The organism is Streptococcus sp. KHUD_015 (assembly GCF_051106265.1).
GTDB lineage: Bacteria > Bacillota > Bacilli > Lactobacillales > Streptococcaceae > Streptococcus.
Genome location: NZ_CP193665.1, coordinates 411,246 through 431,013, shown reverse-complemented (window position 1 = coordinate 431,013; position 19,768 = coordinate 411,246). Strand labels below are relative to the sequence as shown.

The following is a 19,768-nucleotide window of genomic DNA, read 5'->3' as shown; positions in this document are numbered from 1 at the left end:
AAAAATTGATTTAAAAATCAATAGAATTCAAAAAAAATAACACTATATAATAACGTTTTATGTTTAAAACAAATCTTTTTATAGACAGAGCAAACGCATATTTAATATATATATATATATATATATATATATTGCACTGTTTTTTGTATACTTCTAATTTATTTTACTTTAAATAAAAATATAAAATTTTCTATATTCAAACATTCTATTTCATTAATCAATCATACTATTGCCGAATCACAGCGCTAGCTAGAGTTCACTGTTAAATTTCAATACATATAATTTCACTAGGATATTACGTGAGTAGATTGGCAAGAAAACATGTGTACTATCAAGTTTTTTTATATCTAATACTCTTCGAAAATCTCTTCAAACCGCGTCAACATCGCCTTGCTGTAGATAGGGTTACTGACTTCGTCAGTTCTATCCACAACCTCAAAACAGTGTTTTGAGCAACCTGCGGCTAGTTTCCTAGTTTGCTCTTTGATTTTCATTGAGTTTAAATGATACATCCTATTCCAAACTTAATTTTTTGATTAGTCTCCTTAGTTACTGAAATTCTTATCTTATAAAAAGAACTTTGCTGAACTACCACTGAAAGTTGAGAAGAACATTATTTTACCAAGCTTTAGTAAGTAAGTAAGAAAGACAGCCACTCTAACTATCTAAAATTCCAATGAAAAAGCCCACGAACAATAACATTCATGGACTTATTCTAATAATGAGGATAGCTCAAATGACATATCACTTACCGATTGTTACACTAGGACACGGAGTTTGGCAAATCGATTCTATTTGTCAAACGTAGTTAGTAAGGCAGTTAGCTAAGCCACTCCCTACCCGTTACGACGGCAAAGTCCACGAATCGATACCATTCGTGGATTTTTCCTAGTGAAGCGTTTAGGTAAACCGCCATAGCGGTTACCGATTGTTAGATTACGACACTGAGTTTTACAAATCGATTCCATTTGTAAAACTCAGTTAGTGAGGCAGGCAGGTAGGAAACTTTCTACCAATCACGACGTAAAGTTTTACGAATCGATAATATTCGTAAAACTTTACTAGTGGAGCGCCTAGCCAAGTTCCATAGAAACTTGGCGTTAGTTACTTAGATTGTTACACAATCAAGTAACTTTGGCGATCTACATCTTCTCTTCCAACTCTACGTCTGGATACTTATCTGCAAACCAGCGGAGGGCAAAGTCATTTTCAAAGAGGAAGACTGGTTGGTCAAAGCGGTCTTTGGCCAAGATATTGCGGCTTGATGACATCCGTTCATCCAAGTCCTCAGGCTTGATCCAACGAACGGTCTTTTTACCCATTGGGCTCATGACCACTTCTGCATTGTACTCGCCTTCCATACGGTGTTTAAAGACTTCAAACTGGAGTTGACCAACAGCTCCCAGCATGTATTCACCTGTTTGGTAATTCTTATAAAGCTGAACAGCACCTTCTTGCACCAATTGCTCAATCCCCTTGTGGAAGGATTTCTGCTTCATGACATTCTTAGCAGAAACTTTCATGAAAATTTCAGGGGTAAAGGTTGGCAGTGGTTCAAATTCAAATTTGTTTTTCCCAACTGTCAAGGTATCCCCAACCTGATAAGTACCGGTATCGTAAACCCCGATAATATCACCTGCCACGGCATTGGTCACATTCTCACGACTTTCAGCCATAAACTGAGTGACATTCGACAGTTTAGCCCCCTTACCAGTACGAGGAAGGTTGACACTCATGCCACGCTCAAATTCACCTGATACGATACGGACAAAGGCGATACGGTCACGGTGACGAGGGTCCATGTTGGCTTGGATTTTAAAGACAAATCCTGAGAAATCCTTATCATGAGGATCCACAATTTCTCCGTCTGTTTTCTTGTGACCATGTGGTTCTGGAGCAAATTTGAGGAAAGTCTCAAGGAAGGTCTGCACACCAAAGTTTGTCAAAGCTGAACCGAAGAAGACAGGTGTCAATTCTCCAGCCAGAATAGCTTCCTCTGAAAACTCATTCCCAGCTTCATTTAAAAGCTCAATATCATCTTTAACTTGCTCGTAGAAAGGATTGCTACCAAAAAGCTTGTCCCCATCTTCTAGACTAGCAAAACGTTCATCCCCTTTGTAGAGCTCCAAGCGTTGGTTATAGAGGTCATATAAGCCTTCAAAGGCTTTCCCCATCCCGATTGGCCAGTTCATAGGGTAGCTAGCAATGCCCAAGACTTCTTCCAACTCTTGCAAGAGGTCTAGTGGCTCACGACCGTCACGGTCTAGCTTGTTCATAAAGGTAAAGACTGGAATGCCACGATGTTTCACAACCTCAAATAATTTCTTAGTCTGAGCCTCGATACCCTTAGCAGAGTCCACGACCATGACCGCAGCATCCACCGCCATCAAGGTACGATAGGTATCTTCTGAGAAGTCCTCGTGCCCTGGCGTGTCTAGGATATTCACGCGCTTGCCATCGTAGTCAAACTGCATAACAGATGAAGTAACGGAAATCCCACGTTGTTTCTCGATATCCATCCAGTCAGACTTGGCAAAAGTCCCTGTTTTCTTTCCTTTAACCGTACCAGCCTCACGAATCTCGCCCCCAAAGTAGAGCAGTTGTTCAGTGATGGTTGTTTTCCCCGCGTCCGGGTGAGAGATAATGGCAAAGGTACGACGTTTCTTAATTTCTTCTTGAATATTCATAAGTTCTCTTTCTTTGATTCTCTATTTTTCTTGTTTCAATAGCTAAGAATGATTTTTACATTGGATTTTACCATTCCTTTCAACACTCCATTATATCGGATTTTAGCATTTTTTTCAATTTCTATTTTATGTTAGACTATACTTGAATAAAAGCTATTCCTTGTAGTCAAATAGATCGAAAACCGTGACAATTCTAGCAAAAATGATATAATAAAACAAAAAGGAGATGTAATCATGTTCAAAGAATTTGGTGTAACCAATTTAGAAGTGACGAAAGATGATATTTACAAGAATCCAAGCAACCCTATTTTGCGTATGTATGATGACGATGAATTAATCGGAACCTTTAGTATTCTAACTGGAGAAGTATTGGAAAATTTGGACTTGGCAGACTATGATATTCGTTTTGCTCAAAAGCAAATTGAGTTAAATCGCGATAACTACCTTGAAACATGGAAGGACTACGTGGGATTACTACATGCCTAAATATTCTTTCTTAAAGTATGGTATTGAAATCCGTCCTAACGAACATAACCATAAAGGTCAAAAAGCGCATATTCACTTTTATATCCACGGAGAAGAAGTCGGCTCAATGTTTCTGAACGGTGAACTGAGAGATGGTAAAGCAAAAGCAAAAGACCTAAAAATGATAAGGCAATATGTCTTAGAAAATGCAGTTGAACTTCAGGCTTTATGGAATGAATACCAAAAGAGTGCATACTAAAATCAAAGAATCTTAGTTTGCTAATCAACAACAAACAAAAACTATCTAGCAATTTTAATGCCTACTATTCAACTATTGCCCCACTTAGGTACTAACCATCCTACTCCCCTTGCAATTTTTCAAATAAATGTTACAATAAATATAGAAAAAGGTGTTGCGACAACAACACCCCACAGATCCGTTTAAGACGGTGGCTGTAATTACATAACTAAAAAATAGCTCGTTAACTCGCCAAAGTTTGGACGGCTATTTTTTTGTCTCTTTTACCAATTCAAGGATGAACTTTAGGAGCGTGATAACAAAGTTACCAGCTACAAACATGAGTGTCAAAACCTCAAAAGGGGACAAATCTGGTTACTCCTTTCTACTAAGATTTTACAGGTTCTGCACATAAGCATCACCATCCTTTCGATTTCGTAACCACCGTCTTCACTTCTCTGTTAAACTATTGTACCATATATTTTCCCCTTTGAAATCCGCTTTTCAAATAAATCATCATCAAAACCCGTTCTCCATCCTATACCTGTCTTTTTTCATCTTTCCCTCCCTTATTTATAGGAAAATATGGTAAAATAGAACAGACTAAAAATCATCATTTCACGAAAGGATGCAAGATGAAAATTACGCAAGAAGAGGTAACACACGTTGCCAATCTTTCAAAATTAAGATTCTCTGAAGAAGAAACTGCTGCCTTTGCGACAACTTTGTCTAAAATTGTTGACATGGTTGAATTGCTGGGCGAAGTTGACACAACTGGTGTCGCACCTACTACGACCATGGCTGACCGTAAGACCGTACTCCGCCCTGATGTGGCTGAAGAAGGAACAGACCGTGATCGCTTGTTTAAAAACGTACCTGAAAAAGACAACTACTATATCAAGGTACCAGCTATCCTAGACGATGGAGGAGATGCCTAATGACTTTCAACAATAAAACCATTGAAGACTTGCACAATCTCCTTGTTTCTAAGGAAATTTCAGCAACTGAATTGACACAAGCTACGCTTGAAGATATCAAGTCTCGCGAGACAGCTATCAACGCTTTTGTTACCATCGCTGAAGACCAAGCTCTTGCTCAAGCCAAAGCCATTGATGAAGCTGGAATTGACGCTGATAATGTCCTTTCAGGAATTCCACTGGCTGTTAAGGATAATATCTCTACAGACGGTATTCTCACAACTGCAGCCTCAAAAATGCTCTACAACTATGAGCCAATCTTTGATGCGACTGCTGTTACCAATGCAAAAGCCAAGGGCATGATTGTCGTCGGAAAGACTAACATGGACGAATTTGCCATGGGTGGTTCAGGTGAAACTTCTTACTATGGTGCCACTAAAAATGCTTGGGACCAAAGCAAGGTTCCCGGTGGTTCATCAAGTGGTTCTGCCGCAGCCGTAGCCTCAGGTCAAGTCCGCTTGTCACTTGGTTCTGATACTGGTGGTTCTATCCGCCAACCTGCCGCCTTCAACGGGATTGTTGGTCTCAAACCAACCTACGGAACAATTTCACGTTTCGGTCTCATTGCCTTCGGTAGTTCGCTAGACCAGATTGGACCTTTTGCTCCTACTGTTAAGGAAAACGCCCTCTTACTCAACGCTATTGCTAGCGAAGATGCTAAAGATTCCACTTCTGCTCCTGTCCGCATTGCCGACTTTACTTCAAAAATCGGTCAAGACATCAAGGGCATGAAAATCGCTTTACCTAAAGAATATCTTGGCGAAGGGATTGACCCAGAGGTTAAGGAAACTATTCTTAATGCTGCTAAACACTTTGAAAAACTTGGTGCTATCGTCGAAGAAGTCAGCCTTCCTCACTCTAAATACGGTGTTGCCGTCTACTACATCATCGCTTCATCAGAGGCTTCATCAAACTTGCAACGCTTTGACGGTATCCGTTACGGCTACCGCGCAGAGGATGCGACCAATCTTGACGAAATCTATGTAAACAGCCGTAGCCAAGGTTTCGGTGAAGAAGTGAAACGTCGTATCATGTTAGGTACTTTCAGCCTTTCATCAGGTTACTACGATGCCTACTACAAGAAAGCTGGTCAGGTTCGTACACTCATCATTCAAGATTTCGAAAAAGTCTTCGCGGATTACGACTTGATTTTGGGTCCAACTGCTCCAAGTGTTGCTTATGACTTGGACTCACTCAACCACGACCCAGTTGCCATGTACTTGGCTGACCTCTTGACCATCCCAGTCAACTTAGCTGGTCTACCAGGAATTTCGATACCTGCTGGATTCTCTCAAGGTCTACCTGTCGGACTCCAATTGATTGGTCCTAAGTATTCTGAGGAAACCATTTACCAAGCTGCTGCTGCTTTTGAAGCAACAACAGACTACCATAAACAACAACCCGTGATTTTTGGAGGTGACAATTAATGAACTTTGAAACAGTCATTGGACTTGAAGTCCACGTAGAGCTCAACACCAATTCAAAAATCTTCTCACCTACTTCTGCCCACTTTGGAAATGAGCAAAATGCCAACACTAACGTGATTGACTGGTCTTTCCCAGGAGTTCTGCCAGTTCTCAATAAAGGTGTTGTTGATGCCGGTATCAAGGCTGCTCTTGCCCTCAATATGGACATCCACAAAAAGATGCACTTTGACCGCAAGAACTACTTCTATCCTGACAATCCTAAAGCCTACCAAATTTCTCAGTTTGATGAGCCAATCGGTTATAACGGCTGGATTGAAGTCGAGTTAGAAGACGGTACAACTAAGAAAATCGGTATCGAACGCGCTCACCTAGAAGAAGATGCTGGTAAAAACACCCACGGTACAGATGGCTACTCTTATGTTGACCTCAACCGTCAAGGGGTGCCCTTGATTGAGATTGTATCTGAAGCGGACATGCGCTCACCAGAAGAAGCCTACGCTTACCTAACAGCCCTCAAGGAAGTTATCCAGTATGCTGGTATTTCTGACGTTAAGATGGAAGAAGGTTCGATGCGTGTGGATGCCAACATCTCCCTTCGTCCTTACGGTCAAGAAAAATTCGGTACCAAGACTGAGTTGAAGAACCTCAACTCCTTCTCAAATGTTCGCAAGGGTCTTGAATACGAAGTGCAACGTCAGGCTGAAATCCTTCGCTCAGGTGGTCAAATCCGCCAAGAAACTCGCCGTTACGATGAAGCCAACAAGGCAACCATCCTCATGCGTGTCAAGGAAGGTGCTGCAGACTACCGCTACTTCCCAGAGCCAGACCTACCTCTCTTTGAAATTTCAGATGAGTGGATTGAGGAAATGCGTACTGAATTGCCCGAGTTTCCAAAAGAACGCCGTGCGCGCTACGTATCTGACCTTGGCTTGTCAGACTATGATGCTAGCCAGTTAACCGCGAACAAAGTCACTTCTGATTTCTTTGAGAAAGCTGTTGCTCTTGGTGGTGATGCCAAGCAAGTCTCTAACTGGCTCCAAGGTGAGGTTGCTCAGTTCTTGAACGCTGAAGGCAAGACACTGGAACAAATCGAATTGACACCAGAAAACTTGGTTGAAATGATTGCCATCATCGAAGACGGTACGATCTCTTCTAAGATTGCTAAGAAAGTCTTTGTCCACCTGGCGAAAAATGGCGGTGGAGCGCGTGAATACGTGGAAAAAGCAGGCATGGTCCAAATCTCAGATCCAGCTGTCTTGATTCCAATTATCCACCAAGTCTTTGCGGATAACGAAGCCGCAGTTGCCGACTTCAAGTCAGGCAAACGCAACGCAGATAAGGCCTTTACAGGCTTCCTTATGAAAGCAACCAAAGGCCAAGCCAACCCACAAGTCGCCCTTAAACTACTTGCCCAAGAATTGGCTAAGTTAAAAGAAGATTAATATGTAAAAGAAACCAGCCCTGAGGTTGGTTTTTTCTCCCCTACCAAATCCCAATAACTATTTTGGCTTTATTTCCAGAAGATTTTATGGTAAAATGAAGAGTAATAATATTTATTAAAGAGGTAAAAACATGATTGAAGCAAGCAAATTGAAAGCTGGTATGACATTTGAAACTGCAGACGGAAAATTGATCCGCGTTTTAGAAGCTAGCCACCACAAACCAGGTAAAGGGAATACAATCATGCGTATGAAATTGCGTGATGTCCGTACTGGTTCTACATTTGACACAAGCTACCGTCCAGAAGAAAAATTCGAACAAGCTATTATCGAAACTGTTCCAGCTCAATACTTATACAAAATGGATGAAACTGCCTACTTCATGAACACTGAAACTTACGACCAATACGAAATCCCAGTCGTAAATGTTGAAAATGAATTGCTTTACATCCTTGAAAACTCTGATGTGAAAATCCAATTCTACGGAACTGAAGTAATCGGTGTAACTGTACCAACTACTGTTGAATTGACAGTTGCTGAAACACAACCATCTATCAAAGGTGCTACTGTTACAGGTTCTGGTAAACCAGCGACTATGGAAACTGGACTTGTTGTAAACGTTCCTGACTTCATCGAAGCTGGACAAAAATTGATCATCAACACTGCAGAAGGAACTTACGTTTCTCGTGCCTAATCTCTAGAAAGAGGTCATTCTATGGGAACTGAAGAACAATTTGGCGAAATCGTTATCGCTCCACGTGTACTTGAAAAAATCATTGCCATCTCAACTGCTAAAGTTGAGGGTGTCCACTCATTTTCAAATAAATCCGTATCTGATACCCTATCAAAACTCTCTCTTGGTCGTGGCGTCTACTTAAAAGAAAGCAACGAAGAACTAACTGCTGACATCTACCTCTATCTTGAGTACGGTGTGAAAGTACCAAAAGTAGCTCTTGCTATTCAAAAAGCGGTCAAAGATGCTGTCCATGATATGGCTGATGTGGAACTTTCTGCTGTCAATATCCATGTTACAGGAATCGTTCCAGATAAAACACCAAAACCTGAGTTGAAAGATCTATTTAACGAGGACTTCCTCAATGACTAGTCCATTATTAGAATCTAGACGCGAACTTCGTAAATGCGCTTTTCAAGCTCTTATGAGCCTTGAATTTGGCACAGACATGGAAACAGCTTGTCGCTTTGCCTACACACATGACCGTGAAGATGAAGATGTACAAATTCCAGCCTTTCTTCTGAACTTGGTTTCTGGTGTTCAAGCTCAAAAAGACGAGTTGGATAAACAAATCAACCAGCACCTCAAGTCAGGCTGGACAGTTGAACGCTTGACCTTGGTCGAAAAAAACTTACTACGCTTGGGTATCTTTGAAATCACTTCATTTGATACACCTCAGCTGGTAGCAGTCAATGAAGCCATTGAACTTGCCAAGAATTTTTCAGATCAAAAATCAGCCCGCTTTATCAACGGACTACTTAGTCAATTTGTAACTGAAGAAAATGAATAATCGAAAAGGTGTTTGGTCTTCCAAGCACTTTTTGTTGTTACCTCGACACAAAGAACCACATAAAAACTAGAACTGACTGCCAGATCTAGTTTTTGCGTATTCTGAAGTATTATACTCAATGAAAATCAAAGAGCAAACTAGTAAGCTAACCATAGGCTGCTCAAAACACGGTTTTGAGGTTGTGGATAGAACTGACGAAGTCAGTAACATATATACGGCTAGGCGAAGCTGACGTGGTTTGAAGAGATTTACGAAGAGTATTAGTATTTTCTAAACCGTTGATAGCGCTCTTCCAACAGCTCTTCTAGCGGTTTTTGTGAAAGTCTAGCTATCTCAGTTTGGAGTTCTTTCTTGACACTCTTAATCAGTTCTTTACTAGAAAGTCCTGCTTCAGAAATCACCTCGTCCACCACGTCCATTTCTAGCAGCTCATGCGAAGTAATTTTCATCAGTTCTGCCGCTTCCATGGCACGAGTGCCGTCCTTCCATAGAATGGAAGCAAAACCTTCTGGACTGAGAATAGCATAAATAGAATTTTCCAGCATCCAGACACGGTCCGCAACGGCTAGAGCCAAAGCCCCACCTGATCCACCTTCACCGATAATGATAGCAATAATCGGAACTTTCAGGTCACTCATTTCCATGAGATTTCGAGCAATGGCTTCTCCCTGTCCACGTTCTTCCGCCCCGACACCAGGATAGGCACCTGCTGTATTGATAAAGGTCACCACTGGACGGCCAAACTTTTCAGCTTGTTTCATCAAGCGTAAGGCCTTGCGATAGCCTTCTGGATGTGGTTGTCCAAAATTCCGTTTGAGGTTGTCTTGCAAGCTCTTGCCTTTTTGGATACCAACCACTGTCACAGCTTGGTCTCCAAGCCAGCCGATACCACCAACAACTGCACCATCATCGCGAAAAGAACGGTCACCATGTAATTGGATAAATTCATCAAAAATGCCTGTCGCAAAGTCCAAGGTTGTCAAGCGACTCTGCTCACGCGCTTCTCTGACTATTTTTGCAATATTCATCTAGGACTCCTTCCGTGCAATCTGACTAGGCTAGCAATAGTATCTGGCAAGTCTCTTCGTTTGACAATAGCATCCACAAAGCCATGCTCCAATAGGAATTCTGCCTTTTGGAAATCCTCAGGCAAGCTTTCACGAACCGTATTTTCAATGACACGACGCCCAGCAAAACCAACCAAACTCTGTGGTTCAGCCAGAATGATATCGCCTTCCATAGCGAAAGAAGCTGTCACACCACCAGTCGTTGGATCTGTCAAAATGGTCAGGTAAAAGAGGCCTGCATTTGAATGACGTTTAACTGCTGCAGAAATCTTGGCCATCTGCATGAGACTCATGATTCCTTCCTGCATACGGGCTCCACCAGAGGCTGTGAAGAGAACAACTGGCAATTGTTCGACAGTCGCATACTCAAACAAACGAGTGATTTTTTCACCTACAACCGTACCCATAGAAGCCATGATAAAGTTGGAATCCATAATCCCAAGAGCCACAGTCTGACCTTTAATAAGAGCAGTTCCTGTCACAACAGCTTCATCCAGACCTGTTTTTTCACGCATGGTTGCCAGTTTCTTTTGGTAACCAGGGAATTGCAAGGGATCCTTACTTTCAATCCCTGTAAACAATTCCTTGAAGGTTCCCATATCAATCGTCAAAGCCAAGCGTTCTTGGGCAGAAATACGAAAGGTATAGCTACAGTGCGGACAGATACGCTCACTTCCCAGATCCTTCTGATAGATGGTATGCTTACAACTCGGACACTGGGAGAATAGTTCATCTGGAACCTCTGGCTTGGCTTGAGGTTTTTCCCTAACCGAACGATTGGGATTGATTCGAATATACTTATCTTTTTTACTAAATAGAGCCATTGATTCCCCTTTTCGGTTTAAACTCTTAAAGTCATTTTATTCTTTTTCTTGATATTTGGGTAAGAAGGTTTCCATCAAGAAGGAAGTATCGTAATCCCCAGCAATGACATTGCGATCTGAAATGAGGTCAAGCTGGAAATCAGCATTGGTCTGCACCCCCTCTATCTCTAGTTCATAGAGGGCACGTTGCATTTTCATCAAGGCATCAAAACGATTTTCGCCGTGAACGATGACTTTGGCAATCATACTATCATAATAAGGCGGAATGGTGTAGCCTGGATAAACTGCTGAATCCACGCGCAAGCCAACTCCCCCACTTGGCAGATAGAGATTGGTAATCTTACCTGGACTTGGAGCAAAGTTGAAGGCTGGATTTTCTGCATTGATACGACATTCAATAGCATGACCACGTAGGACAATATCCTCTTGCTTAACAGACAGAGGTTGACCTGTCGCAATGCGAATTTGTTCCTTAACGATATCCACACCTGAAACAAATTCTGTTACTGGATGTTCTACTTGTACACGAGTATTCATCTCCATGAAATAGAAATTGCCACTAGCTTCATCAAGAAGAAACTCAATGGTCCCTGCATTCTCATAACCAACAGACTCTGCCGCTCGAACAGCCGCAGCACCAATTTCATTGCGTAGCGTTTTCCCAATTGCAATCGAAGGACTTTCTTCTAAAACTTTTTGGTTATTCCGTTGAAGAGAGCAATCTCGTTCCCCCAAATGGATTACATTTCCATGTTCATCTCCTAGGATTTGAACCTCGATGTGACGAGCTGGATAGATAACCCGTTCTATGTACATGGCACCATTGCCATAATTGGCCTTGGCTTCACTTGAGGCTGTTTCAAAGGCTGAAACAAGGTCTTCTGGTTTTTCAACCTTGCGAATCCCTTTCCCACCACCACCTGCTGAAGCCTTGAGCATAACAGGGTAGCCAATTTTTTCAGCAACAATCAAGGCTTCCTCAGAGTTATGCACTTCTCCATCCGAACCCGGAATGACGGGCACGCCTGCTTTAATCATCTGAGCACGTGCATTAATCTTGTCCCCCATCATATCCATAACATGGCCAGATGGACCGATAAACTTGATGCCAACCTCTTCACACATGGTTGCAAATTTGGAGTTTTCACTGAGAAATCCAAAACCAGGGTGAATCGCTTCTGCTTCAGTCAAGACTGCAGCTGATAGAACCGCATTAATGTTAAGATAAGACTCAGTTGCCTTACCAGGGCCAATACAAACCGCCTCATCTGCTAAAAGCGTATGAAGGGCTTCCTTATCGGCAGTTGAATAGACCGCTACCGTCGCAATCCCCAATTCACGCGCCGCACGAATAATACGAACCGCAATTTCACCGCGATTGGCAATTAAAATTTTTCGAAACATGGAGAACCTCCTTAGTTCCCTATTGCAAAGGTGAGAGTACCACTAGCTGCAAGCTTGCCATCCACTTCAGCCTTTGCTTCAACCACAGCGATGGTACCGCGACGTTTTACAAAAGTCGCCGTCATAACCAATTGGTCGCCTGGTACAACTTGCTTCTTGAATTTAACCTTGTCCATACCAGCGTAAAAGACCAGTTTTCCTTTATTTTCAGGTTTTGACAACTCCAAGACACCAGCTGTTTGCGCCAAGGCTTCCATGATCAGAACACCTGGCATAACTGGGTATTGAGGAAAATGACCGTTAAAGAAAGGCTCATTGATGGTCACATTTTTGATGGCAACAATGGTGTCTTCGCTCACTTCCAAGACACGGTCTACTAGGAGCATGGGATAACGATGGGGTAGAGCTTCTTTGATTCCTTGAATATCGATCATTTGATGCGTACCAATCCTTTACCAAACTCAACCATTTCTTCGTTAGAAATGAGAATTTCTGTTACCACACCATCCTTAGGTGCTGGAATTTCATTCATGACTTTCATGGCTTCGATAATCACCAATGTTTGGCCTTTTTTGACACTATCACCAACTGAAACGAAGGCAGGTTTATCTGGACCAGCAGACAAGTAAGCCACCCCAACAAGTGGGCTCTCTACAAGATCTCCCTCAGCATCCACACTTGCTTCGGCTGGTACCGAAGTTTCTTCCACTACAGTCTCTGCTGAAGCAGATGAAGGAGCCACTGGACTCGGTGTTGCTGGAACGGGTGCTGGAGCAACTTGAGGTGCAACTTCAGGCACAAGTCTAGCTTCATTTTTGCTAAACTGCAACTCATCCGTCCCATTCTTATAAGAAAATTCTCTCAAACTTGACTGATCAAATTGAGCCATCAAGTCTTTAATATCGTTTAAATTCATAGTTATTTATTCTCCCAACGTTTGAAAGCAAGAACTGCATTGTGACCACCAAAACCAAAGGTATTTGAAATAGCGTATGGAATTTCTTGCTCCAAGCCTTGTCCATAAACGACATTGGCTTCGATATAATCTGATACTTCACTTGTTCCAGCTGTCATTGGTACAAAGTTATGACGCATAGCTTCAATTGTGACGATAGCTTCTACCGCACCTGCAGCACCCAGCAAATGTCCTGTGAATGACTTGGTTGATGACACAGGTACGTCCTTACCAAGAACAGCTACGATAGCACCACTTTCTCCTTTTTCATTAGCAGGAGTTGACGTTCCATGAGCATTGACATAGGCTACTTGCTCTGGAGAAATCTCAGCTTCTTCCAAGGCTAGTTTGATGGCCTTGATGGCTCCCTGACCTTCTGGATGTGGAGAAGTCATATGATAGGCATCACAAGTATTACCGTAACCAACCACTTCAGCCAGGATAGTAGCGCCACGTTTTTCGGCGTGTTCAAGACTTTCAAGAACCAACATCCCAGAACCCTCACCCATGACAAAACCATTGCGGTCCTTATCGAATGGAATAGAGGCACGACTTGGGTCTTCTGTAGTAGAGAGAGCTGTTAGGGCTTGGAAACCAGCGATAGCAAAAGGTGTGATAGAGGCTTCTGAACCACCTACCAACATAACATCTTGGAAACCAAACTTGATTGAGCGGAAGGCATCTCCAATCGCGTCATTTGATGAAGCGCAGGCAGTATTGATGGATTTACAAACACCGTTTGCTCCAAAACGCATGGCAACATTTCCTGAAGCCATATTTGGCAAGGCTTTTGGAAGGGTCAATGGTTTCACACGTTTTGGTCCTTTATCATAGAGGCGAAGCACTTGATCTTCAATTTCTTTGATTCCACCAATACCAGATGCAACGATAACACCAAAACGATCCTTGTCAATAGCCTCTACATCCAGCTTAGCGTGGTTGACAGCTTCTTGGGCTGCATACAAGGCATACAAAGAATAGTTATCAAAACGGTTGGTATCTTTCTTTACAAAGTATTTATCAAAAGGAAAATCTTGGATTTCTGCTGCATTATGCACATCAAAGTTACTATGATCAAATTTTGTAATTGGACCAATTCCGATTTTTCCAGTTGTCAAACTATTCCAAAATTCTTCTGGTGTATTTCCGATTGGAGATGTCACTCCATAACCTGTTACTACTACACGATTTAGTTTCATCTTTTTTACCTCTAGCTTCTGCTACATACTGAGGCCACCATCAATGGCAACCACTTGACCAGTTAGATAATCTTGGCCTGCTAAAAATACTGTTAAATCTGCAACTTGTTCTGCTTGCCCAAATTCTTTCATAGGAATTTGCGCCAACATGGCATCTTTTACCTTGTCTGATAGGACTGCTGTCATATCGGACTCAATCATTCCAGGTGCGATAGCATTAACCCTGATATTGCGATTGGCCACTTCACGCGCCACAGACTTGGTAAAACCAATCAAACCAGCCTTAGAAGCAGCATAATTAGCTTGACCGATATTTCCCATCAAACCAACAACACTAGACATATTAATGATAGCACCTTTTCTGGCTTTCATCATCGGTTTCAAGACTGATTGTGTCATGTTAAAGGCGCCAGTCAGGTTAACCTTGAGCACTTTTTCAAAATCTGCTTCTGTCATCTTGAGCATCAGGGTATCTTGGGTAATTCCTGCATTGTTAACCAAAACATCTACTGAACCCAGCTCTGCAATAGCTTGCTCAACCATACGCTTAGCGTCTGCAAAATCAGACACATCACCTGAAATAGGAACTACCTTGACACCGTAGTCTGAAAATTCAGCGAGCAATTCTTCTGAAATTGTACCACGACTGTTTAAAACAATATTGGCTCCTGCTTGAGCAAACTTGTGGGCAATTGCAAGACCAATTCCACGACTCGAACCTGTAATAAAGATATTTTTATTTTCTAGTTGCATTCTTTTCTCCTGTTTCCTCTTGTATTTATGGGAGAAGGGATTACTAGTTTCCTAGAAGAGCTTTCAAGCTAGTCTGATCTTCAACATTGGCTAGTTTAGCGGTCTTATCAATTTTTTTGACAAAGCCTGACAAGACTTTCCCCGGGCCAATCTCGATAAAGTTGGTTACGCCCGCTTCTTGCATAACTGCAATGCTTTCATAAAAACGAACTGGCTCCTTGACCTGACGCGTCAAAAGTTGAGCAATATCTTCTTTTTGCATGACTATAGCTTCTGTATTGCCAACTAGGGGACAAATAAAATCTGAAAAACTTACCTGAGCCAGAGTTTCAGCTAGTTTCTGGCTAACAGGCTCAAGGAGAGCGGTATGAAAGGGACCTGATACCTTGAGAGGAATCAAGCGTTTGGTACCAGCTTCCTGCAAGAGTTCTACAGCTCGGTCAACTGCAGCCCCTTCTCCACCAATCACGATTTGTGCAGGTGTATTATAGTTGGCTGGGTTAACCACTCCAAGTTCAGAAGCTTTTTGACAGGCTTCCTCAATGACCTCTACTGGTGTATTAAGAACTGCCACCATCTTGCCAGAGCCAGCAGGAGCCGCTTCTTCCATATAGACGCCACGCTTAGCAACCAAGGCTACCGCATCTTCAAAATCCAAGGCACCGCTGGCCACCAAGGCAGAGTATTCTCCAAGAGACAAACCAGCAACCATATCAGGCTGATGGCCCTTTTCTTGCAATAAACGGTAGATAGCAACCGATGTCGCTAGAATGGCTGGTTGCGTATAGCGAGTCTGATTGAGTTTTTCTTCTTCCGTATCAATGAGATAACGCAAATCATAACCGAGGACCTGACTCGCTTGATCAATCGTTTCTTTGACAATAGGGTAGTGATCATAGAGATCCCGTCCCATACCTAGATACTGGGCACCTTGGCCAGCAAATAAAAAGGCTGTTTTAGTCATTTCTTACAACTCCTGCCCAACGAGAGGCTTCTTCTTGAATTTTCTTAGCCGCTCCGTAATACAAATCTTTTAGGATTTCTTCAGCGGTTTCTTCTTTGGAAACAAGCCCCGCAATTTGACCTGCCATAACAGAGCCACCATCCACATCACCATGAACAACCGCTTTGGCTAGAGCACCCGCTCCCATTTGTTCAAAGATTTCCAAATCAGGATTTTCCTGTTTAAAGGCATCTTTCTCAGCTTTTTCAAAATCACGAGTCAATTGGTTTTTAATCGCTCGAACAGCATGTCCAAAATGTTGAGCTGAAATCGTAGTATCAATATCTCTAGCTTTTAAAATTTTCGCCTTATAATTTGGATGGGCATTAGACTCTTTTGCAACGACAAAGCGCGTTCCAACCTGAACAGCCTCTGCACCTAGCATAAAACCAGCTGCAGCACCTTCACCATCCGCAATCCCTCCTGCAGCAATAACAGGAATAGATAAAGCAGCAACTACCTGACGCACCAAGGTCATGGTTGTTAATTTGCCAATGTGTCCCCCAGCTTCCATTCCTTCTGCAATAACAGCATCCGCACCGATTTTTTCCATGCGTTTAGCTAAAGCAACACTTGGCACAACAGGAATAACTGTAATACCAGCTTCATGGAAGCGTTCCATGTATTTGCCTGGATTTCCTGCGCCTGTTGTCACTACCTTAACCCCTTCCTCGATAACGAGGTCTACAATATCTTCCACAAAGGGAGACAAGAGCATGATGTTGACACCGAAGGGTTTATCAGTCAATGATTTGATTTTATCAATATTTGCCTTGACAACTTCTTTAGGGGCATTTCCCCCACCAATAATCCCTAGTCCTCCAGCCTTGGAAACAGCCCCTGCCAAATCACCATCAGCGACCCAGGCCATTCCTCCTTGGAAAATAGGATAATCAATATTCAATAATTCTGTAATACGCGTTTTCATAGTGCCTCCATCGTTTCTTGCTTAAGTAATAGTTCGATATCGTCATAATTTGACAATCAAACTATTGCCTAAACAAGAGGGAGCGGGTTTCCCTACTCCTTCTATTTGTATTCTTCTTATTTTGTTTGCTCTTCAACGTAAGCAACCAAATCACCAACTGTTTTCAAGTCATCTTCTGCTTCGATTTGGATATCAAAAGCATCTTCGATTTCTGAGATTACTTGGAACAAGTCCAATGAATCTGCGTCCAAATCATCAAAAGTTGATTCAAGTGTTACTTCTGATGCGTCTTTTCCAAGTTCTTCAACGATAATTTCTTGTACTTTTTCAAATACTGCCATGATAGGACTCCTTTAAAATAAATAGTTTTTTATAACAATGTGTTCACCACATGATTACCTAAATTGTAAGAATGAGCGTGCCCCAGGTCAAGCCTCCACCGAAGCCTGATAGCAGAACAGTCTGGCTACCATCTAAATGGATAAGACCTTGTTCTACACACTCTGAAAGTAAAATCGGGATACTGGCTGCACTGGTATTGCCATATTCCATCATATTGGCTGGAAGTTTGTCTCGTTCGACACCGATTTTTCTAGCCATCTTATCCAAGATACGGTCATTAGCCTGATGAAGTAGCAGATAATCCAAGTCTGTCGCCTCTATAGGAGACTCATCAATAGTCTGTTTGATAGACTTGGCTACATCTCGAATAGCAAAATCAAAGACTGCGCGCCCATCCATCTTCAAAAATGAATCTGCATTTTCTTGATCTGAAAATGGAGAATGCAAGCCTGACTGTCCATAAGTTAGACACTCACTACGACTTCCATCACTATTGAGACTCTCAGCCAAGAAATGCTCTTGCTCGCTAGCTTCTAGCAAGACACCACCAGCACCATCTCCAAACAAAACAGCTGTTGATCGGTCTGACCAATCGACTGCCTTAGAGAGGGTTTCACTACCAATCACCAAGCCTTTTTGAAAGCGACCAGAAGCGATAAACTTTTCAGCAGTTGATAAAGCAAATACAAATCCACTACAAGCAGCTGTTAGGTCAAAAGCAAAAGCTTTTTTGGCACCAATATTAGCTTGGACACGAGCAGCTGTAGAGGGCATCATCGAATCTGGAGTGATGGTAGCTAGGATGATAAAATCCAGCTCTTCTCCTGTGATTCCAGCTTTTTTCATCAGTTTCTTCGCAACCTCTGTAGCCAAATCACTGGTAGATTCTGTTCTTGAAATATGCCTTTGTCGTATTCCCGTCCGACTTGAAATCCACCCATCATTTGTATCCATAATCTGAGCCAAATCATGATTTGTAACCACTTGCTCTGGCACATAATGAGCAACCTGGCTTATTTTTGCAAAAGCCATTATTTCAAATCCTCCAAAAATTGATAAAGTTTCGTCAAACCTTTGCCCATAACCTCAGTTTCTTCCTTGCTCATACCGTCGATAATATTTTCAACCATGGCCTTATGGAAGCGTTTATGTAGTCTATGAACCAAGCGACCCTTCTTTGTCAAATGCAGATGCACCACACGACGATCCTGCTCTGAACGAATGCGTTCAATGTACCCCTTACGTTCGAGATTATTTAAACTCGTCGTAACAGTCCCAAGAGTCACCATCAACTCTTTTGACACTTGACTTGGTGTCACATCTGGAAATTTCCCAATTACATCGATCGTATGTACTTCTTTGATGGAGATATCCTTGAAACGACTACCCCTCAAGCTAACTTCCTCGATAACGAGGACATTGTTAAATATAGATGTTAAATATTCATTAATTCGTTGGTAGTCCAATCTCTTTTCCCTCCCTTTCAAAAAACTTTTACAATCAAAACATTTGACAAAAGAATTATATCAAACTTCAAAGAATGGTGCAAGTATTTTCTTATTTTCCAGTAAATTTCGGTCTTCTTCTCTCCGAATGGGCCCGAACTCCCTCTTTGAAATCCTCTGTTTGGGCCAAGGATTCCTGTAACTTCAATTCTAAAGTAGCATAATCTTGCCAATCTTTAAATTGGCTCTCCCAAACCAACTTCTTGATGGCTGCATAGGAATTAGCTGACCCACGTCTTAATTTTTTAAGAAGTTGTTCTCTCGTCTTTTCAAGTTTATCAGCTTCAGAAACGCGGTAAACTAGCCCCCACTCCAGAGCTTTATCTGCGGTCAAAGCCTCTCCTGTCATAGCTAATTGAGCAGCACGTGTCACACCGATACTGCGGCTCAAGAGATGAATTCCTCCTGCATCTGGAGCCAAGCCAACTCCAACAAAGGCTTGGATAAATTTAGCCTTATCCGTTGCAAGACAGAAATCTGTAGCGACAGCCATATTAGCTGCGGCACCTGCAACAGCCCCGTCAACTTCCATCAAAACAGGCTTTGCAATTTGCTTGATTTTATAAGAAATAGCATTGACTAGTTCTGCAATTTTCGTCAATGATGGAATATCATCCTCATCTACTGCACGCTTCATCTCTACCAAATCTCCCCCAACTGAGAAAACTTTGCCATTCGCATTGATTAAGATAAAATGCACAGCTGGATCCTCTTCTGCCAGAGTCAAGGCTTCTAAAATCTCTTCACACATAGGAATATGAAAACCATTCGCAACCTCAGGACGGTTTAAAGTAATAATTGCCAAATCCTCTTCAAGCTGATAAATAATGTGTTCCATCAGGACTCCTTTTTATTTTATAAGCAGTTTAAATTATTTCATTCCCAAATTATATCTTTTTCAAAAGTCGAAAGCAAGAAAAAATCGGCTAATAGTGTCTCATCCGATTAAAAAGGCTCACTTTATCCTAGAAAGCATCTTATTTTCTTCATTGAAAAAAGGCTTTCTTTCTGCTATAATCGTATAAAATACTT

The 19,768-nt window shown here is 42.0% G+C and carries 24 protein-coding genes; 8 read left to right on the top strand and 16 right to left on the bottom strand.

All coding sequences use genetic code 11. The annotated features are described in order from the left end of the window. Positions 1 to 836: 836 nt before the first annotated feature. Entirely contained in the window at positions 837 to 968 is a 132-nt protein-coding gene (locus ACORHU_RS02060; protein ID WP_285306571.1) for a hypothetical protein, read from the bottom strand. A gap of 174 nt (positions 969 to 1,142) precedes the next feature. Beyond that, complete coding sequence (locus ACORHU_RS02055) at positions 1,143 to 2,687, bottom strand: peptide chain release factor 3 (RefSeq protein WP_042901442.1); 1,545 nt, start codon at positions 2,685 to 2,687, stop codon at positions 1,143 to 1,145. A 234-nt stretch (positions 2,688 to 2,921) separates the two neighbouring features. Here ACORHU_RS02055 and ACORHU_RS02050 point away from each other — a divergent pair, with 234 nt between their 5' ends. Then, on the top strand, positions 2,922 to 3,173 hold the full coding sequence (locus tag ACORHU_RS02050) for a hypothetical protein (protein ID WP_000471833.1): 252 nt from the start codon (positions 2,922 to 2,924) through the stop codon (positions 3,171 to 3,173). Then, positions 3,166 to 3,411, top strand: a complete 246-nt coding sequence (locus ACORHU_RS02045; protein ID WP_001127466.1) for a DUF4160 domain-containing protein — start codon at positions 3,166 to 3,168, stop codon at positions 3,409 to 3,411. The genes ACORHU_RS02050 and ACORHU_RS02045 overlap by 8 nt, the downstream gene beginning before the upstream one ends. A gap of 246 nt (positions 3,412 to 3,657) precedes the next feature. Here ACORHU_RS02045 and ACORHU_RS02040 read toward each other — a convergent pair whose 3' ends face one another. Further along, positions 3,658 to 3,732 (bottom strand): hypothetical protein, encoded by a 75-nt coding sequence (locus ACORHU_RS02040; protein WP_232610068.1) that lies wholly within the window; start codon positions 3,730 to 3,732, stop codon positions 3,658 to 3,660. Between the two features lie 293 nt (positions 3,733 to 4,025). On the opposite strand from ACORHU_RS02040, the gene gatC reads away from it, so the two are divergent. From gatC to nusB, 6 genes are all read left to right on the top strand, one after another. Continuing rightward, positions 4,026 to 4,328: an Asp-tRNA(Asn)/Glu-tRNA(Gln) amidotransferase subunit GatC gene (gatC, locus tag ACORHU_RS02035; RefSeq protein WP_000705419.1), complete on the top strand. Its 303-nt coding sequence runs from the start codon at positions 4,026 to 4,028 to the stop codon at positions 4,326 to 4,328. Continuing rightward, positions 4,328 to 5,794 (top strand): Asp-tRNA(Asn)/Glu-tRNA(Gln) amidotransferase subunit GatA, encoded by a 1,467-nt coding sequence (gene gatA / locus ACORHU_RS02030; protein ID WP_049535333.1) that lies wholly within the window; start codon positions 4,328 to 4,330, stop codon positions 5,792 to 5,794. Before gatC ends, gatA begins: the two co-directional genes overlap by 1 nt. Beyond that, positions 5,794 to 7,236: an Asp-tRNA(Asn)/Glu-tRNA(Gln) amidotransferase subunit GatB gene (gatB, locus tag ACORHU_RS02025; RefSeq protein ID WP_296171670.1), complete on the top strand. Its 1,443-nt coding sequence runs from the start codon at positions 5,794 to 5,796 to the stop codon at positions 7,234 to 7,236. Before gatA ends, gatB begins: the two co-directional genes overlap by 1 nt. Before the next feature lie 130 nt (positions 7,237 to 7,366). Further along, positions 7,367 to 7,927, top strand: coding sequence for an elongation factor P (gene efp, locus ACORHU_RS02020; RefSeq protein WP_000568643.1), 561 nt, complete (start codon positions 7,367 to 7,369; stop codon positions 7,925 to 7,927). Between the two features lie 21 nt (positions 7,928 to 7,948). Next, the gene (locus tag ACORHU_RS02015; protein ID WP_414339640.1) at positions 7,949 to 8,338 is read left to right on the top strand and encodes an Asp23/Gls24 family envelope stress response protein; all 390 of its coding nucleotides are present in this window, start codon (positions 7,949 to 7,951) and stop codon (positions 8,336 to 8,338) included. Beyond that, positions 8,331 to 8,756: a transcription antitermination factor NusB gene (gene nusB, locus ACORHU_RS02010; RefSeq protein WP_000203642.1), complete on the top strand. Its 426-nt coding sequence runs from the start codon at positions 8,331 to 8,333 to the stop codon at positions 8,754 to 8,756. Before ACORHU_RS02015 ends, nusB begins: the two co-directional genes overlap by 8 nt. Before the next feature lie 260 nt (positions 8,757 to 9,016). Here the strand turns inward: nusB and ACORHU_RS02005 are convergent, their stop codons facing one another. The 13 genes from ACORHU_RS02005 to ACORHU_RS01945 all read right to left on the bottom strand — a co-directional run bounded on the left by ACORHU_RS02005 (position 9,017) and on the right by ACORHU_RS01945 (position 19,574). Further along, positions 9,017 to 9,784 carry an acetyl-CoA carboxylase carboxyl transferase subunit alpha gene (locus ACORHU_RS02005; protein ID WP_001017396.1) on the bottom strand — a complete coding sequence of 256 codons (768 nt, stop codon included), beginning with the start codon at positions 9,782 to 9,784 and terminating at the stop codon, positions 9,017 to 9,019. Then, complete coding sequence (gene accD / locus ACORHU_RS02000; protein WP_033680659.1) at positions 9,781 to 10,647, bottom strand: acetyl-CoA carboxylase, carboxyltransferase subunit beta; 867 nt, start codon at positions 10,645 to 10,647, stop codon at positions 9,781 to 9,783. The genes ACORHU_RS02005 and accD overlap by 4 nt, the downstream gene beginning before the upstream one ends. A gap of 36 nt (positions 10,648 to 10,683) precedes the next feature. Further along, entirely contained in the window at positions 10,684 to 12,051 is a 1,368-nt protein-coding gene (gene accC / locus ACORHU_RS01995) for an acetyl-CoA carboxylase biotin carboxylase subunit (RefSeq protein ID WP_033680660.1), read from the bottom strand. Between the two features lie 11 nt (positions 12,052 to 12,062). After that, positions 12,063 to 12,485 carry a 3-hydroxyacyl-ACP dehydratase FabZ gene (gene fabZ / locus ACORHU_RS01990; RefSeq protein WP_000565515.1) on the bottom strand — a complete coding sequence of 141 codons (423 nt, stop codon included), beginning with the start codon at positions 12,483 to 12,485 and terminating at the stop codon, positions 12,063 to 12,065. Then, a complete protein-coding gene (gene accB / locus ACORHU_RS01985; RefSeq protein WP_061088368.1) occupies positions 12,482 to 12,967 on the bottom strand; it encodes an acetyl-CoA carboxylase biotin carboxyl carrier protein in 486 nt (161 codons plus the stop codon). Before accB ends, fabZ begins: the two co-directional genes overlap by 4 nt. A gap of 2 nt (positions 12,968 to 12,969) precedes the next feature. After that, positions 12,970 to 14,205 carry a beta-ketoacyl-ACP synthase II gene (fabF, locus tag ACORHU_RS01980; RefSeq protein ID WP_061088369.1) on the bottom strand — a complete coding sequence of 412 codons (1,236 nt, stop codon included), beginning with the start codon at positions 14,203 to 14,205 and terminating at the stop codon, positions 12,970 to 12,972. A gap of 21 nt (positions 14,206 to 14,226) precedes the next feature. Next, complete coding sequence (gene fabG / locus ACORHU_RS01975; protein WP_414339636.1) at positions 14,227 to 14,958, bottom strand: 3-oxoacyl-[acyl-carrier-protein] reductase; 732 nt, start codon at positions 14,956 to 14,958, stop codon at positions 14,227 to 14,229. A 43-nt stretch (positions 14,959 to 15,001) separates the two neighbouring features. Then, positions 15,002 to 15,922 carry an ACP S-malonyltransferase gene (fabD, locus tag ACORHU_RS01970; protein WP_414318749.1) on the bottom strand — a complete coding sequence of 307 codons (921 nt, stop codon included), beginning with the start codon at positions 15,920 to 15,922 and terminating at the stop codon, positions 15,002 to 15,004. Beyond that, on the bottom strand, positions 15,915 to 16,889 hold the full coding sequence (gene fabK / locus ACORHU_RS01965) for an enoyl-[acyl-carrier-protein] reductase FabK (RefSeq protein WP_414318750.1): 975 nt from the start codon (positions 16,887 to 16,889) through the stop codon (positions 15,915 to 15,917). Before fabK ends, fabD begins: the two co-directional genes overlap by 8 nt. Before the next feature lie 116 nt (positions 16,890 to 17,005). Further along, complete coding sequence (locus tag ACORHU_RS01960) at positions 17,006 to 17,230, bottom strand: acyl carrier protein (protein WP_000257838.1); 225 nt, start codon at positions 17,228 to 17,230, stop codon at positions 17,006 to 17,008. A 58-nt stretch (positions 17,231 to 17,288) separates the two neighbouring features. After that, on the bottom strand, positions 17,289 to 18,263 hold the full coding sequence (locus ACORHU_RS01955) for a beta-ketoacyl-ACP synthase III (RefSeq protein WP_434364646.1): 975 nt from the start codon (positions 18,261 to 18,263) through the stop codon (positions 17,289 to 17,291). Next, the gene (fabT, locus tag ACORHU_RS01950; protein WP_000386357.1) at positions 18,263 to 18,697 is read right to left on the bottom strand and encodes a fatty acid biosynthesis transcriptional regulator FabT; all 435 of its coding nucleotides are present in this window, start codon (positions 18,695 to 18,697) and stop codon (positions 18,263 to 18,265) included. Before fabT ends, ACORHU_RS01955 begins: the two co-directional genes overlap by 1 nt. A gap of 91 nt (positions 18,698 to 18,788) precedes the next feature. Further along, positions 18,789 to 19,574 carry an enoyl-CoA hydratase gene (locus ACORHU_RS01945; protein WP_434364645.1) on the bottom strand — a complete coding sequence of 262 codons (786 nt, stop codon included), beginning with the start codon at positions 19,572 to 19,574 and terminating at the stop codon, positions 18,789 to 18,791. Positions 19,575 to 19,768 lie beyond the last annotated feature (194 nt).